Below are 15,589 nucleotides of genomic sequence, written 5' to 3' on the forward strand. Positions count from 1 at the left end.
TCTCATCAATGCCATCACTCATATGCGATAGCCCTGCCCTTGCGGGGGAGATGTCCGGCAGGACAGAGGGGGGTGGGAAGGATCGCGACTTAGCCGGCTGCAGACGGGACGTTAATGCGCCTCTTCCCAGTTGTTGGCGGCGCGGGCGTCGACGTGCAGCGGCACCGACATCGATACCGCCGGCATGGCGGCGTTCTCCATGACGTGGCAGACGACGGGAATCGTCGCCTCGACCTCGGCTTCGGCCGTCTCGAAGACCAGTTCGTCATGCACCTGCAGCAGCATGCGGGCGGAAAGCTTCGCCTTCTCCAGCGCCTCGTCCATGCGGATCATGGCGCGACGGATGATGTCGGCGGCGGTGCCCTGCAGGCGTGCGTTGATCGAGGCGCGCTCGTTGAACGCCCGGATCGAGGGGTTTGACGATCTGATCTCCGGGTAGTGGATGCGGCGGCCGAAGATGGTCTCGACGAAGCCGTGCTCGCGCGCATAGGCCTTGGTGGCGTCGATATAGTCGCGGATGCCGGGGAAGCGCTCGAAATATTTCTTGATGTAGTCACCGGCTTCTTCGCGTGCGATCGACAGCTGGTTGGCGAGGCCAAAGGCCGAAATGCCGTAGATGATGCCGAAATTGATCGCCTTGGCACGGCGGCGCACTTCCGAAGGCATGCCCTCGACCGGCACGTTGAACATTTCCGAGGCGGTGATGGCGTGGATGTCGGCGCCGTCGGCGAAGGCCTGCTTGAGCTGCGGGATTTCGGCGACATGGGCGAGCACGCGCAATTCGATCTGGCTGTAGTCGGCGGAAACCAGCTTGTTGCCCTTGTCGGCGATGAAGGCCGTCCTGATCTTTCGCCCCTCGACGGTGCGCACCGGGATGTTCTGCAGATTGGGATCCGAGGACGACAGCCGTCCGGTCGTCGTCGCGGCAAGCGCGTAGGAAGTGTGGACGCGCTTGGTGTCGGGATGGATGAAGCCGGGCAGCGCATCGGTATAGGTCGATTTCAGCTTGGTCAGCTGGCGCCAGTCGACGATCTTACGCGGCAATTCGTGGCCTTCGGCGGCGAGGTCTTCGAGAAGCTGCGCCGAGGTCGACCACTGGCCGGTCTTGGTTTTCGCACCGCCGGGCAGGCCCATCCTGCCGAACAGGATGTCGCCAAGCTGTTTTGGCGAGCCGATGTTGATGTGCTCGCCGACCAGCTGGTAGATCTCGTCCTCGAGCCGCGCCGCACCTTGTGCCAGTTCGCCGGAGAGCCGCGACAGGATCTGCCGGTCGACGGAGATGCCGCGTTGTTCCATCCGTGCCAGGACTGGCACCAGCGGCCGTTCCAGCCGTTCATAGACCGAGACCAGGCCCTTGGCGGCAAGGCGTGGCTTCAGCACCTGCCAGAGCCTGAGCGCGACGTCGGCGTGCTCGGCGCCGTAAGCCGTCGCCTTGCCGAGGTCGGCCTGATCGAGGCCGACGAAGTTTCTTCCCGAACCGGCCAGTTCCTTCAGCGGAATGGTCGCGTGGCCGAGCCATTTATCGGCCAGCGCCTCCAGGCCATGGCCACCATGGGTGCCGGCCTCGAGCACGTAGGAGATCAGCATGGTGTCGTCATAGGGGCCGATCTCGATGCCATGACGGCTCATGACGACGAGGCGGTATTTCATGTCGTGCACGATCTTGAGGACAGATTTGTCCTCGAGCAGCGGCTTGAGCAACGCTAGTGCGTCGCGGATCGAGATCTGGTTGTCGACCGCGCCGCCGCCGAGCAGGTCGCCATTGCCGTTTTTATGGGCAAGCGGCACGTAAGCGGCATGGCCAGGCGCGACGGCCATGGCAAGGCCGATCAGTTCGGCCCGCATCGGATCGGGCGAGGAGGCCTTAACGTCGAAGGCGACGATGCCTCTCTCCATCGCCTCGGCGATCCAGGCCTTCAGCGTCGCGGCGTCGCGGATGCAGGCGTAGGCGCCGGTGTCGATCTTGCGGGCGGTCGCAGCCTCCAGGCGAAGCGCCGAAAGCAGCGATGGGGTGTCGCCTTGCCTGGCTGCGGCCGGGGCTTCGAGTGCCGCTTCGTCCGACGGCGGTGCGCTCTCGGCGGCCGCGGGCACGCCAAAACCCATATCGGGGCCATGCGCGGTATCGGCACGCTCTATCGTCACGGCAGTGGCCGCAACGTCGCCCGCGTCGGTTCCGGTCGCTTCGGCGACGCGGCGGGTCAGCGTCGAGAATTCCATGGTCTTGAGAAAGCCGATCAGCCTGGGACCGTCCGGCGCGTGCAACACGAATTCGTCAAGCCCTTCGGTCACCGGCACGTCGTTCTTCAGCGTCACCAGATCACGCGAAATGCGCGCCTTGTCGGCGTTGGCGATGATCGATTCGCGCCGCTTGTCCTGCTTGATCTCGCCGGCGCGGGCGAGCAGCGTATCGAGGTCGCCGAACTGTTCGAGCAATTGCGCCGCCGTCTTCGGCCCGATGCCGGGCACGCCTGGCACATTGTCGACCGAATCGCCGGTCAGCGCCTGCAGGTCGATCATTTTCTGCGGCGGCACGCCCCACTTCTCGATCACCTCGGGAACGCCGATCTGGCGGTCCTTCATCGGGTCGTACATGGCAACCGTTGGGCCAACCAGTTGCATCAAATCCTTGTCGGAAGAGATGATGGTGGTGTCGGCGCCGGCTTCGCAGGCAAGCCGGCAATAGGTGGCGATCAGGTCGTCGGCCTCGTAGCCTTCCGTTTCGATGCATGGCAGGTTGAAGGCCCTGGTCGCCTGACGAATCAGGCCGAATTGCGGGATCAAATCTTCCGGCGGCGCCGAGCGGTTGGCCTTGTATTCGGGGTAGAGGTCGTTGCGGAAGGTTTTCGACGAATAGTCGAAGATCACGGCGAAATGCGTCGGCACGATGCCGACATCGGTGTTGCGGGCGTCCTGCGTCAGCTTCCAGACCATGTTGCAGAAGCCGAGCACGGCACTGGTCGGCAGCCCGTCGGACTTGCGCGTCAGCGGCGGCAGTGCGTGATAGGCGCGGAAGATGTAGCCGGAGCCGTCGATAAGGAAGAGATGATCGCCTTTTTTCATGGCACGAGGGATAGCGCGGCGCAGCGCCGCGGTCCATGCCAAAGGCGGCTTGTGGCAAGCGTTCCGGCAACACCCTGACAAATGGCGCGAGATCGGCCGACCCATGAGGGCTTGGCCGGAGCTTTGTTCGCTCACGCCTATGTTACGAAAGTGTAATTTTTGTGCCCTTGAATCGCCACGTTCGCAGACACAGATAAATGCCATCGGCAGTTTTCGCCGAAGTCCGGAGCAAGGCCCGTCCCCCGCCTATCCCGGACACTTGCGGCAGCCTATCCCCCCTCTCCGGGCTGCCGCATCGTTTCGAGTAAGGCCGCCGTGGTTCCCCCTCCACCACGGCGGCATTTTTTTGCCTTTCGACCCGATCCTGCCCGTGGCCCAACGGTCGCGGGCTTTTCGTTTGGCCGCATGGGCTCTAGATTCGCCGCCAGAATCGAAAGGCCCGCCTATGTCCGCAGTTTCCCCTGTCCTCGACCGCCTCGACAAGAACTTCGACCAGAGCCTGGAACGCCTGTTCGGCCTGCTCGGCATCAAGTCGATCTCCACCGATCCGGACTACGCGGCCGACTGCCGCAAGGCCGCTGAATGGCTGGTCGCCGAGCTCAAGCTGATCGGCTTCGACGCCAGCGTGCGCGACACGCCGGGGCATCCGATGGTGGTCGCGCATCACGACGGGCCGGCAGGCGCGCCGCATTTGTTGTTTTACGGCCATTACGACGTCCAGCCGGTCGATCCGGTCGAGCTGTGGGAAAGCGACCCGTTCGCACCGGCGGTCAAGGAGATCGAGCCCGGCCACAAGGTGATCACCGGCCGCGGCGCGGCCGACGACAAGGGTCAGCTGATGACTTTCGTCGAGGCTTGTCGCGCGTGGAAGCAGGTGTATGGCGGATTGCCGTGCCGCATCACGATCCTGTTCGAGGGCGAGGAGGAGTCCGGATCGCCGTCGCTGAAACCGTTTCTCGAACCGAATGCGGATGAGCTCAAGGCCGATTTCGCGCTGGTCTGCGACACCGGCATGTGGGACCGCGATACGCCCTCGATCTGCGTCTCGCTGCGCGGGCTGGTCGGCGAGGAGATCACGGTGACGGCCGCCGACCGCGACCTGCATTCCGGGCTCTATGGCGGTGCGGCCGCCAATCCGATCCGCATCCTGGCAAAAATCCTGGCCGACATCCACGATGAGGATGGTCACGTCACCATTCCGGGTTTCTATGACGGCGTCGAGGAAACGCCCTCGCAGATATTGCAGTCGTGGCTGTCGCTGGGCGAGACCGCCGAGACCTTCCTCGGCCCGATCGGCCTGTCGATTCCGTCCGGCGAAAAGGGCCGCTCGGTGCTCGAACTGACCTGGGCGCGCCCGACGGCCGAGTTCAACGGCATCATCGGCGGCTATACCGGCAAGGGCTTCAAGACGGTGATCGCCGCGCAAGCCTCGGCAAAAGTCTCCTTCCGCCTCGTCCACAAACAGGATCCGGCAAAAATCCGCGCCGCCTTCCAGGCATTCGTCAGGCAGCGCGTTCCGGCCGACTGCTCGGTCGAATTCCATCCGCACGGCGCCTCGCCGGCGATCCAGCTTTCCTACGACTCGCCCTTTCTCGCCAAGGCCAAGCAGGCGCTGTCCGACGAGTGGCCGAAGCCGGCGGTGGTGACCGGCAGCGGCGGCTCGATCCCGGTGGTCGGCGATTTCCAGACCTATCTCGGCATGGAATCGCTGCTGGTCGGTTTCGGTCTTGACGACGACCGCATCCACTCGCCGAACGAGAAGTACGAGATGAGCTCTTTCCACAAGGGCCAGCGCTCCTGGGCGCGCATTCTCGAGGCGCTGACACGCTGAAATTGCGTCACAATCAACTTTGTGTTGATTTTTCACCGGATCACGGCAAGGACGGGCACGGCCCGTCGCGTATCGCTGCACGGGGCCGCGACGGGAGAAGACGATGAGCGACATACGTTTCCACAAAAACGATTTGCCCGGCCTGCTGCATTACGATGTCGGGGCGGTCGCTATCGACACCGAGACGCTCGGGCTGAACCCGCATCGCGACCGGCTCTGCGTCGTGCAGATCTCACCGGGCGACGGCTCGGCCGACGTCATCCAGATCGCGCCCGGCCAGAGGAAGGCGCCGAACCTCGTCAGCCTGCTGAAGAATCGCAGCATCACCAAGCTCTTCCACTACGGCCGCTTCGATCTCGCCGTACTCTACAACGCCTTTGGCGTCATGCCGGAGCCGGTGTTCTGCACCAAGATCGCGTCGCGGCTGACGCGCACCTACACCGACCGGCACGGGCTGAAGGACATCTGCTTCGAGCTTCTCGGGGTCGGCCTGTCGAAGGCGCAGCAATCCTCGGACTGGGCGGCCGAGACGCTGTCGCCCGAGCAGCTCGAATATGCCGCCTCCGACGTGCTCTACCTGCACCGGCTGCGCGACGTGCTGAGCGCGCGGCTGGCGCGCGACAACCGGACCAGGGAGGCCGATGCCTGCTTCCGCTTCCTGCCGACGCGTGCGAAACTCGACCTGATGGGCTGGGATGAAGAGGATATCTTCGCCCACAGCTAATGGCCCTCTGGCACTTTAACGCCATCGGCCGGGAGGAATTGAAATGGCTGCGCGAAAACCAATCGAAACGGCACCGAAGGACGGCTCCAAGGTCACCGTCTACTGGCAGGACAGCGACGGCGTGATTAACGAGAGCATCGCGCAATACCGTTCGCTCGACCGGCTGAAGGCGGCCGGCGGCGACTGGGACGAAAGCGACGCCGGCTGGTGGGCCTATACGGACGGCCATACGCAAAAGAAGATCGAACCGATCAGCTGGCGGCCGGCCTCCGACGACCCGGACGCGGACGACTGAGGGTTGTCGCAACCGCCGACCTGAAGTGATTATTCTGAGGCGAAGCGTATTTTGTTCTTGCTTTGTGCCGGCAGCTATGCTACTAATTCCACTATGGTGCTCATTGGCGCCAACGACCCGCCCGCCGAGGCGGGTTTTTCGTTTCGGCTTTGGCGCTGTCGCGGGCCGCGCGTGCTTCGCAAGTGATTGAATACAGTTTACTTCGATTTTTCCCGACTTAACCCGCCCTTAAATCGCCGCATCTAGTCTTCAACCCGAACGCCATAGGCATGGGGAAGACAGCACAGCGCATGGCGAACCGGAAAGACAGCCGCATCGAGCCCAGCTTCGAGGCATCGCCGGGGGCGAGATCCTCGGCCGGTTTTTCGGTGAGCGAGGAGGACCGCGTCGTGCCGAACAACCGCAAAGCCGCCGCAAAGCGCAAATCGACCAAGGCCAAGCCGTCACGCGGCGGGCGCGGCAAAGGCCGGCGCGGCGCGTTCGGCGTGCTTGGCCGGCTGTTCTACTGGTGCTTCGTGCTGGCCATCTGGGGCGGTATCGCCACTGCCGGCATCGTCGTCTATTACGGCGCGAAAATGCCGGCGGCCACCACCTGGGCCATTCCCGACCGCGCCCCCAACATCAAGATCGTCTCGGTCGACGGCCAGCTGCTTGGCAATCGCGGCATGAGCGGCGGCGAGGCCGTCGGCCTGCACGAAATGTCGCCCTATATTCCCGAGGCCGTCATCGCCATCGAAGACCGCCGCTTCTATTCGCATTTCGGCATCGACCCGATCGGCCTTTCCCGGGCAATGATGACCAATGTGCTCGGCGGGCATTTTTCGCAGGGCGGCTCGACGCTGACCCAGCAGCTGGCCAAGAACCTGTTCCTGACGCCGGACCGCACGCTGGAGCGCAAGGTGCAGGAAGTGCTTTTGGCGCTGTGGCTCGAGCACAAGCATACGAAGGACCAGATCCTCGAAATGTACCTCAACCGGGTCTATTTCGGCTCGGGCGCCTATGGCGTCGAAGCGGCCTCGCGCCGCTATTTCGGCAAGAGCGCGCGCGACGTCACGCTGTCGGAGGCGGCACTTCTCGCCGGTCTGCTCAAGGCGCCGTCGCGGCTGTCGCCGGCACGCGACCCGAAGGCGGCCGAGCAGCGCTCGCAGCTGGTGCTCGCCGCGATGCGCGACGAGGGCAAGATAAGCGCCAAGGAGATGACCACGGCGATGAGCGCGCCGGCGACGCGCGCGCCGTCCTACTGGACCGGCTCGGAAAACTATGTCGCCGATACGATCATGGAAGAACTGCCCGACCTGATCGGTGACGTGCGCCGCGACATCGTCGTCGACACGACCGTCGATCTGACGCTGCAGAAGCTCGCCGAGCAATCGATCCGCCGGCTGATCGACCAGAGCGGCAAGAAGCTCAATGTCAGCCAGGGCGCGCTGGTGTCGATCGACAATTCCGGCGCGGTGCGCGCCATGGTCGGCGGCTATGATTATTCGACCAGCCAGTTCGACCGCGCCTCGGAAGCGCGCCGCCAGCCGGGCTCGGCGTTCAAGCCGTTCGTCTATATGGCGGCGCTGGAATCCGGCCGTACGCCGGACAGCGTGCGCAATGACGCGCCGATCAAGATCGGCAACTGGACGCCCGACAATTACGGCGGCAAATATTTCGGCAAGGTGACGCTGGCGACGGCGCTGGCAAAATCGCTGAACTCGGTGGCCGCGCAGTTGACTATGGAAGTAGGGCCGAACGCGGTAGTCGAGGCGGCGCACCGCATGGGCATCCAGTCAGAGCTGACGGCCAACACTTCGATTGCGCTGGGCACCTCGGAAGTGACGCCGCTGGAACTGACCTCGGCCTATGTTCCCTTCGCCAATGGCGGTTACAAGCCGGACATCCATTTCATCCGCCGGGTCACGACGAGCGACGGCAAGGTGCTCTACGAAAACAATGGCGGCGGTGCGCCGCGCGTCGTCAAGCCCGATGTCGTCGGCATGATGAACTCGATGATGACCGGCACGGTCGAGATCGGCACGGCCAGGAAGGCGGCGTTCGCCTGGCCGGCGGCCGGCAAGACCGGCACCAGCCAGAACTCGCGCGACGCCTGGTTCATCGGCTATACCGCCAACCTCACCACCGGCGTCTGGTTCGGCAATGATGACGGCAGCGCGATGAAGAAGGTCACCGGCGGCGCCTTGCCCGCGCAGGCCTGGCACGAGTTCATGGTCGCCGCGCATGAGGGCGTGCCGGTGCGGCCGCTGCCCGGAACCTGGAAATCGACGCCGCCCGACACCGTCGTCCCGGACGAGATACCGGCCGACACGGCACCGCCGGCGCCGGTCGCGTCCGTTGGCCAATCGGCGCCGCCTGCGGCAGCTACGCAGCCCGCTTCGCGTCCCGTGCGCCCTGCTGAGACGGTCGATGCCGGCGGCCTTGCCATGCCGGGCGTCGACAGTGCCACCGGATCGATCAAGCATCCGGTGCCGCCCGGCGAAGTTGGCGGCCCGGTCAAGAAGCGGCAGACCTCGATCCTGGACATTCTGGGCGGAGGTTAGGCGATGTCCGGTGAACCGGCCAAGCCGGCTGACGTCAAAGGATACAAGCGTCTAAGCACGTGGCAGTGGCTCTTGCTGCTCGGGATGACCGTTTGTGTCGTGGTCATTCGGCATCTGCCGTATCTCTATTTCCCCAATCCGGCATACCTCGATCAGGAAAGAATCGGAGCGGTATACGGCTCCGTCATCATGGGTCTTTTGTTGCCTTATGGGGTGGCCTGGGGCGTTGCGCGTCTGGCCGGGCGCTCGCGTGGCGCGTTCTTAGGGGTTATCTGAACGTTGGCGGCTCTGGTCTTTGTTCTCAATCTCGGCCTGTATGTGCAGTGTCCGACCTGCTATTGAACGGTTGCCAGCAGCCACGCAACCGGCCCTGTGATCTTCTGGCGGCCTCTCGTCATTGTAACCATATTCGGTTAGATCACGCGCCGGAGACCGCGACATGGCTGAACCCGACACCAGAAAAACCATCGTGCTGACCGGCGCCAGCCGTGGCATCGGCCATGCCACGGTCAAGCGCTTTTCACGCGAAGGCTGGCGCGTCATCACCTGCTCGCGTCAGGCCTTTGCCGAGGACTGCCCGTGGCCGGCCGGCCCGGAAGACCACATCAAGGTCGATCTCGCCGACCAGGAAGATGTCGGCATCGCCATCTCCGAGATCCGCCACCGGCTCGAGGCCCATGGCGGGCAGTTGCACGCGCTGGTCAACAATGCCGGCATCTCGCCGAAGCTCAAGGACGGCAACAGCCGCATGAACTCGATCGACACGCCGATGCATGTCTGGCGCGACGTCTTCCAGGTGAATTTCTTCGCGCCGATCATGCTGGCGCGGGGCCTGTTCAAGGAGCTGGCGTCAGCCAAGGGTTCGATCGTCAACGTCACCTCGATCGCCGGCACCCGCGTGCATCCTTTCGCCGGCACCGCCTACGCGACCTCGAAGGCGGCACTCGGCTCGCTGACGCGCGAGATGGCGCATGATTTCGGTCCGCACGGCATTCGCGTCAACGCCATTGCGCCGGGCGAGATCGACACCGCGATCCTGTCGCCGGGCACGGAAAAAATCGTCGAGACCATTCCGCTGAGGCGGCTCGGCACCACCGCGGAAGTCGCCGACATCATCTTCTTCCTGTGCTCGCAGCAGGCGTCCTACGTGACCGGCTCGGAAATCCACATCAACGGCGGCCAGCACGTTTGAGCGGTTGGTTTTGATCAATCGTTGACGCTGCCCCTCATCCCCCTGCCGGGACCTTCTCCCCGTGAAGAACGGGGAGAAGGGGCTTGACCGCTACGCTGGCGGGGCAGCGCAGGCTTAGGCTGCCGTGGGCGCTTTCGGTGCTGCCAAAACCTCCTCGACGATCCCGCGGGCGATCTCGCGTTCACCCATGATGACGGTGTCGGCACCAAGGCCCTTGAGGTGCTCGACCTCGGCATCGGAATGGGCGCGGGCGATGATCTCGATTGTCTGATTGGCGGCGCGGGCGCGCAGCACGACCTGCCCGGCCTCGAAGGCGTTGGGGATGGCCAGGATCAGCCGCTTCGCGCCCTCGGCATTGGATGCGGCGAACACGTCGCCATTCGCCGCGTTGCCGGCCACGGTTTCGACGCCTTCGGCCTTGAGCTTCGCCAACGTCTTGTCGGCATCCTCGATGACGAGGAAGGGCAGGGCGGCCTGCTTCAGCGACGCGCCGACGAGGCTGCCGACGCGGCCGTAGCCGATCAGGATGGTGTGGCCGGTCAGCCTCGTCCTGGGCGGCGGGCCATCCTCCTTCGCGGGCGCCGCGACCGAAGCCACCTGGCCGGGTTCGGTCGCCGGGCCGATCGGCCTTGCTTCGCCGGACGGCGCCGTCCTGCCGGCGCGTGCTTCCAGCCAGGGTTTCATCCGGTCGGCGGCAAGAAACATCAGCGGATTGAGGACGATCGACAGGATGGCGCCGGCGAGGATGAGGTCGCGACCTTGTTCGGGCAGCAGTTTCAGCCCGACGCCGAGTTCGGCCAGGATGAACGAGAATTCGCCGATCTGGGCAAGGCTTGCCGAAATCATCAATGCCGTTGCGACCGGATAGCGGAAAACGACGACGATGACGAAGGCTGCCAGCGACTTGCCGATAACGATGATGGCCAGCGTCGCCAGGATCGGCCAGCCATTGCTGATCAGGCTGAACGGGTCGAACAGCATGCCGACCGAAACGAAGAACAGCACGGAAAAGGCGTCGCGCAGCGGCAGCGATTCCTCGGCCGCCCGATGGCTGAGTTCGGATTCGCTCATGATCATGCCGGCGAAGAAAGCGCCGAGAGCCAGCGACACGCCGAACAGCTTGGCCGCGCCGAAGGCGACGCCAAGCGCAATCGCAAGCACCGCCAGCCGGAACAGTTCGCGCGATCCGGTATGGGCGACGTAGTGCAGGATCCAGGGGATAAGCCGGCGGCCGACCACCAGCATGACCACGACAAAGGCCGCGACCTTGGCCAGTGTGATGCCGACGACGCCCCAGACGCCGTAGCTCGCCGGCAGCGACAGCAGACCGCCGGAGCGCACCTCCACCTGCTCCTGGCCGCCGAGCACGCCGGCCAATGCCGGCAAAAGCACCAGCGCCAGCACCATCGCCAGATCCTCGACGATCAGCCAGCCGACAGCGATGCGGCCACGCTCGGTCTCGATCAGCCGCCGCTCCTGCAGCGCGCGCAACAGCACCACGGTCGAGGCCACGGAAAGCGCCAGGCCGAAGACCAGCCCGGCGCCCATCGACCAGCCGAGCATCCAGGCGAGGCCGGCGCCAAGGGCTGTCGCGAAGCCGATCTGCACGATGGCGCCGGGCACGGCGATGGCGCGGACCGACAACAGGTCCTTCAGCGAGAAATGCAGGCCGACGCCGAACATCAGCAGGATGACGCCGATCTCGGCCAGTTCATTGGCGAGGCCGGCATCGGCAACGAAACCCGGCGTGTTCGGTCCAACCAGAACGCCGGCGATGAGATAGCCTACCAGCGGCGGCACGCGAAAACGGTTGGCAAGTGCGCCGAAGACGAAAGCCAGCCCCAGACCGGCAACGATGGTGGCGATAAGGGGCGTGTCATGCGGCATTGTCTATGGAGCGCCTTCAGGAATTGCCATGTCGGACGTGCGCCGCCCGAAAGCCGCCGCCTCGGCAGTATGGGGGCTCGGACAGTCGCGAGACAACCCGCAATCCCCATGAAATCGATGGCAAAGAAGCAAAAGGCAGAGAGCCGGTAAGCGTTGCCACCCGGCGCGGCCTGCTCTAGGCAGGCGATTGATACGGAAAAGGGCTTATCCCGTTCGCGCAGGCAGACGCTGCTAATTGTGCATTGATAGAACTGAGATTCATCCGTTAGCAGACCGAAGCGGTCCTCGGGATGGAAGATGGGTGCGACGCATCAGGCACGATTCGCCAACCCGTGTCCTGTCAGATCGTGGCAGCCTCCTACTGCGCCACAGGCGTTTTTGAAGCCGGGCGCTTGCGGATGAGACAATCTTCGACAAAGACTTTGGGAAAGCGGAGAACCTTGGAGGAAGTATGGTTGAAATCGCCAATACAGCCGCAGAGCACATTGAGAGTTTCCATGCGGCTCTCGACGTTGTCGCGCGGGAGCGAAAATACCTGACCATGCTTGAAGCGTTCCCGCTTCCTGAGACACGCGATTTCGTTTTGAATATGATTAAGCAGCGAAACCCGCATATCGTGGCGACGGAAGGAGACCGCGTTGTGGGATGGTGCGACATCACCCGCCATTTCTTTCCATCTCACGCTCATCGCGGAAGTTTAGCGATAGGAATCATACCCGATTATCGTGGACAAGGATTGGGCCGTCGCCTTATCACCGCCGCCTTAGAAAAGGCTCGGCAAGAAAACTTCGTTCGCGTTGAACTCTCGGTCCACGCCGATAATAGCCGGGCCATAACGCTGTATGAGAAAACTGGTTTCGTTACGGAAGGTGTCCTCAGGCGTAGTGTTTGCATTGATGGTCGCTATGTCGACACCATCTGCATGGCCGTGATGCTCGACGGTCAATGACGATGCTGGCGCATCCCGACCGACAGTACGTTTTGTCGCCGTGATCCGGCCCCCGGTCAGCTTTGAACCGATTGGAACGTGGCGAAGGAGGCCCATTTCGACATCTTCCGGAGCGAGGCTTGGAGGGTGAACGTGCCGCCTTGTGTTTCTCTCCTCACCCTTGCGTCGGGGTGGGAGGGCGGAACGCTGCCCCTCATCCGCCTACCGGCACCTTCTCCCCGTAAGTGACAGGGAGAAGGGGCTTGGACGCAACGCTGGCAACCCCCTCTCCCCGTCTTTCACGGGGGTCCGAAGGACGGGCGAGACAAGCGGCTCGCCCCGGAATGGGTAAGGGTGAGGGGCAGCACAAACCTGATGCGATTGCCCTGGGCTGCTTCAGCCTCACGATCAATAAGGAATGTACGCACCGCCGATGCCCGATCAGGTCGCCTGCAGCAGGCTCTCGATATCGGGTATGCTGTGGTTGGTCAGCGTCTTTGGAATTTCGGCCGTTATCTTGTCGGTGACCTCCTTGTGCAGTTTCCGGCGCATGTCGCCCAGCACTGGCGGCGGTGCGATCAGCACGATCTCCTTGAAGGTGCCGCGATGCGCGAGCTTGTAGAGCCGGTCGGCAATCTCGTCGGCAAAACGCTCCTTGCCGAGGCGGTGCCAATCGGTGTCCTCGACCGCACTGCGGTGGACGGAAGGGCCGTCGCTGTAGCGGCCGGGGCGGTCCGTGCCTTGCTCTCGGGTTGCCGGATTTTCCTGCTCCATCTCGTGCACGACCTGAAGGTCGGGATATTGGACGTCTCCACGGTTCTCGAGGAACAGCGCCTTTTCGCCATCTGCCACCACGATCCACAGTCCGCGTTTCAGTCTGACGTTGCTCATGGGGCGCTCCTTTTTGATTTTTCAAGCCCATAGCCGGGCCTTTGCCGCAGGGGCATGACCGGGCTTGGCCCTATAGAGCAAACGCGTGCCGAGGCGTGAATGTTCCGGTACTCGGACCCGGTATCTCCGACAGGAGCCGGCGAGAGCGCCAGGCTGTCTTTGATGGCTCGGCTGGCATGCGGCGGCTTTAATCTACTAAATTGGTAGAAATTGGAAAAATCTGTTTTGTGGCTGGCTCGGCAAGCCGCTAGAAAGGCAGCGGATCAAGGGCCGCAACAGCAGCTTCAATCCGCTCCGCATCTGAATGTGGAATATTTTTCTCTTGGCCGTTATGCTTGCAGAAAAGAGATTGCCTGCTACGAAGCGATGCGCGAGTGGGTGCCTTCTGGTTTTTCGCGGCCCCGCGTAGAACTGGCAAACGGTTCCAGGATTCCGCTCGTCATGCCGCAAGCCAAGCCTAAGCTCAATGCCTTTCCCGTCTTCATGCGGGTCGAGGGCGAAGCCGTCGCCATCGTCGGCGGCGGCGAGGAAGCGCTGGCCAAGGCGCGGCTGCTCGCTCAGTCGAGCGCTGTGCTGCGCATCGTCAGCGATGCCGCAAGCGCCGATCTGCTGGCCTGCATCGCCGAGACGGGCGCCACCCACATTGCCGACGCCTATAATGCAGCACATCTCAATGGTGCGGTGATGGTGTTTGCCGCCAGCGGCGATGAGGCGCTCGACCGCCGCGTTGCCGGGGATGCGCGCCGGCTGGGCATTCCGGTCAATGCCGTCGACCGGCCGGAGCTCTGCGATTTCTTCACGCCGGCACTGGTCAACCGCGCGCCGGTCGCCATTGCCATCGGCACGGAAGGTGCCGGCCCGGTGCTTGCGCAGATGCTGCGCAGCCGCATCGACCGCATGCTGTCGCCCTCGCTCGGGCCGCTCGCGGCACTTGCCGCGTCGTTTCGCGGCGCCGCCGAAAAGCTGCTGCCGAAGGGCAATGCCCGCCGCCGCTTCTGGAGCGATTTCTTTGGCGGCGCGCCGGCCCGTGCCGTGGAGGCCGGCGAGCTTTCGCAGGCGCATGATGCCGCCGTCGGCCTGCTGCTTTCGAACGAACCGGCATCGGGCCATATCGCGCTTGTAGGCGCCGGTCCCGGCGCCGAGGACCTTTTGACGCTGCGCGCCCATCGCCTGCTGATGGAAGCCGACGTGATCGTCCATGACGCGCTGGTGCCGGAGGCCATCGTCGCCATGGGCCGCCGCGATGCCGAACGCCTGCCGGTCGGCAAGCGCAAGGGCTGCCATTCCAAGAGCCAGGCCGAGATCAATGCGCTGCTGGTCGAGCTTGGCCACGCCGGCAAGCGCGTCGTGCGGCTGAAGTCCGGCGACCCGCTGGTGTTCGGCCGGGCCGGCGAGGAGATGGCGGCACTTCGCGATGCCGGCGTCGCCTACGAAGTGGTTCCGGGCGTCACCGCGGCCTTCGCCGCCGCCGCCGATTTCGAACTGCCGCTGACGTTGCGCGGCGTGTCGTCGTCGATGGTGTTCACCACCGGCCACGACCTCAAGAGAAATTCGCTGCCCGATTGGGCAAAGCTCGCCATTTCGGGCGCGACGGTCGCCGTCTATATGGGGCGCTCGGTCGCCGCCGAGGTCGCCGGCCGGCTGATCGAAGCCGGCCTGTCGCCGGACACGGCCGTCGCCGTGGTCGAGAATGCCAGTCTTGCCAACCGCCGCCGTTTCCACGGCACGCTCGCCGACCTGCCGTCGCTGGAGGCGCGCGCCGACCTCAGCGGCCCGGTGATGACGATCATCGGCGACGCCGTCGCCGGCGCCAATTTCGAACGGTCCGAGCCGCTGGCCGCACACAGGCAGGACAGCGTGGCCCCTGCTGCCGCGGAAGGAGTGAACCAATGAAAGTGCTGACCGCGAACCGTCTCGCCGACGGCATAGCCGTCTGGTACGCCAATGGCGGCTGGGCCGAGATCATCGACCATGCCGACATCGCCCATGACAAGGCGGCCGAGGACCGGCTGGAGGCGATCGGCGCCAAGGCCTCCGCCGACAATGAGGTGGTCGACGTCAATCTGATCGACGTGACTGTGGTCAACGGCACTGTCGAGGCGGTCCGGCTGCGCGAAAAGATCCGTGCCGCCGGCCCGACCACCCGCCACGATCTGGGCAAGCAGGCCCGTCCGCAGGCCGCACGCGCGGCATAGATGACACAAGCATGATCCCGATCGTGCTCGAACGAAGAAAATA

The 15,589-nt window shown here is 64.1% G+C and carries 12 protein-coding genes; 9 read left to right on the forward strand and 3 right to left on the reverse strand.

What is annotated here, in order from left to right; genetic code table 11:
* Positions 1-111: 111 nt before the first annotated feature.
* Entirely contained in the window at positions 112-3,060 is a 2,949-nt protein-coding gene (polA, locus tag X760_RS53195; RefSeq protein WP_023718926.1) for a DNA polymerase I, read from the reverse strand.
* 445 nt (positions 3,061-3,505) lie between these two features.
* On the opposite strand from polA, the gene X760_RS53200 reads away from it, so the two are divergent.
* The 6 genes from X760_RS53200 (at position 3,506) to X760_RS53225 (ending at position 9,645) form a co-directional block, all read left to right on the forward strand.
* Entirely contained in the window at positions 3,506-4,891 is a 1,386-nt protein-coding gene (locus X760_RS53200; protein WP_023718927.1) for a M20/M25/M40 family metallo-hydrolase, read from the forward strand.
* 103 nt (positions 4,892-4,994) lie between these two features.
* Positions 4,995-5,615, forward strand: a complete 621-nt coding sequence (locus X760_RS53205; protein ID WP_031193995.1) for a ribonuclease D — start codon at positions 4,995-4,997, stop codon at positions 5,613-5,615.
* A 43-nt stretch (positions 5,616-5,658) separates the two neighbouring features.
* Positions 5,659-5,910 (forward strand): hypothetical protein, encoded by a 252-nt coding sequence (locus X760_RS53210; protein WP_023718929.1) that lies wholly within the window; start codon positions 5,659-5,661, stop codon positions 5,908-5,910.
* 290 nt (positions 5,911-6,200) lie between these two features.
* Positions 6,201-8,453, forward strand: coding sequence for a transglycosylase domain-containing protein (locus X760_RS53215; RefSeq protein WP_023718931.1), 2,253 nt, complete (start codon positions 6,201-6,203; stop codon positions 8,451-8,453).
* Positions 8,454-8,456: 3 nt separating this feature from the next.
* Positions 8,457-8,729 (forward strand): hypothetical protein, encoded by a 273-nt coding sequence (locus X760_RS53220; RefSeq protein WP_023718932.1) that lies wholly within the window; start codon positions 8,457-8,459, stop codon positions 8,727-8,729.
* A 163-nt stretch (positions 8,730-8,892) separates the two neighbouring features.
* Complete coding sequence (locus X760_RS53225) at positions 8,893-9,645, forward strand: SDR family oxidoreductase (protein ID WP_023718933.1); 753 nt, start codon at positions 8,893-8,895, stop codon at positions 9,643-9,645.
* Between the two features lie 114 nt (positions 9,646-9,759).
* Here the strand turns inward: X760_RS53225 and X760_RS53230 are convergent, their stop codons facing one another.
* Complete coding sequence (locus X760_RS53230; protein ID WP_023718934.1) at positions 9,760-11,532, reverse strand: cation:proton antiporter; 1,773 nt, start codon at positions 11,530-11,532, stop codon at positions 9,760-9,762.
* A 451-nt stretch (positions 11,533-11,983) separates the two neighbouring features.
* On the opposite strand from X760_RS53230, the gene X760_RS53235 reads away from it, so the two are divergent.
* Positions 11,984-12,481 (forward strand): GNAT family N-acetyltransferase, encoded by a 498-nt coding sequence (locus X760_RS53235; RefSeq protein ID WP_023718935.1) that lies wholly within the window; start codon positions 11,984-11,986, stop codon positions 12,479-12,481.
* A 420-nt stretch (positions 12,482-12,901) separates the two neighbouring features.
* On the opposite strand, the gene X760_RS53240 is transcribed toward X760_RS53235, so the two are convergent.
* On the reverse strand, positions 12,902-13,351 hold the full coding sequence (locus X760_RS53240) for a host attachment family protein (protein ID WP_023718936.1): 450 nt from the start codon (positions 13,349-13,351) through the stop codon (positions 12,902-12,904).
* A 441-nt stretch (positions 13,352-13,792) separates the two neighbouring features.
* Here X760_RS53240 and cysG point away from each other — a divergent pair, with 441 nt between their 5' ends.
* Together cysG and X760_RS53250 are read left to right on the forward strand one after the other, a co-directional pair.
* Complete coding sequence (cysG, locus tag X760_RS53245) at positions 13,793-15,244, forward strand: siroheme synthase CysG (RefSeq protein ID WP_023718937.1); 1,452 nt, start codon at positions 13,793-13,795, stop codon at positions 15,242-15,244.
* The gene (locus tag X760_RS53250; protein WP_023718938.1) at positions 15,241-15,546 is read left to right on the forward strand and encodes a DUF2849 domain-containing protein; all 306 of its coding nucleotides are present in this window, start codon (positions 15,241-15,243) and stop codon (positions 15,544-15,546) included. The genes cysG and X760_RS53250 overlap by 4 nt, the downstream gene beginning before the upstream one ends.
* The last annotated feature ends 43 nt before the right edge of the window (positions 15,547-15,589 follow it).

Origin of the sequence: Mesorhizobium sp. LSHC420B00 (genome assembly GCF_000503055.1) — a bacterium.
In the GTDB taxonomy this organism is placed as follows: Bacteria; Pseudomonadota; Alphaproteobacteria; order Rhizobiales; family Rhizobiaceae; genus Mesorhizobium.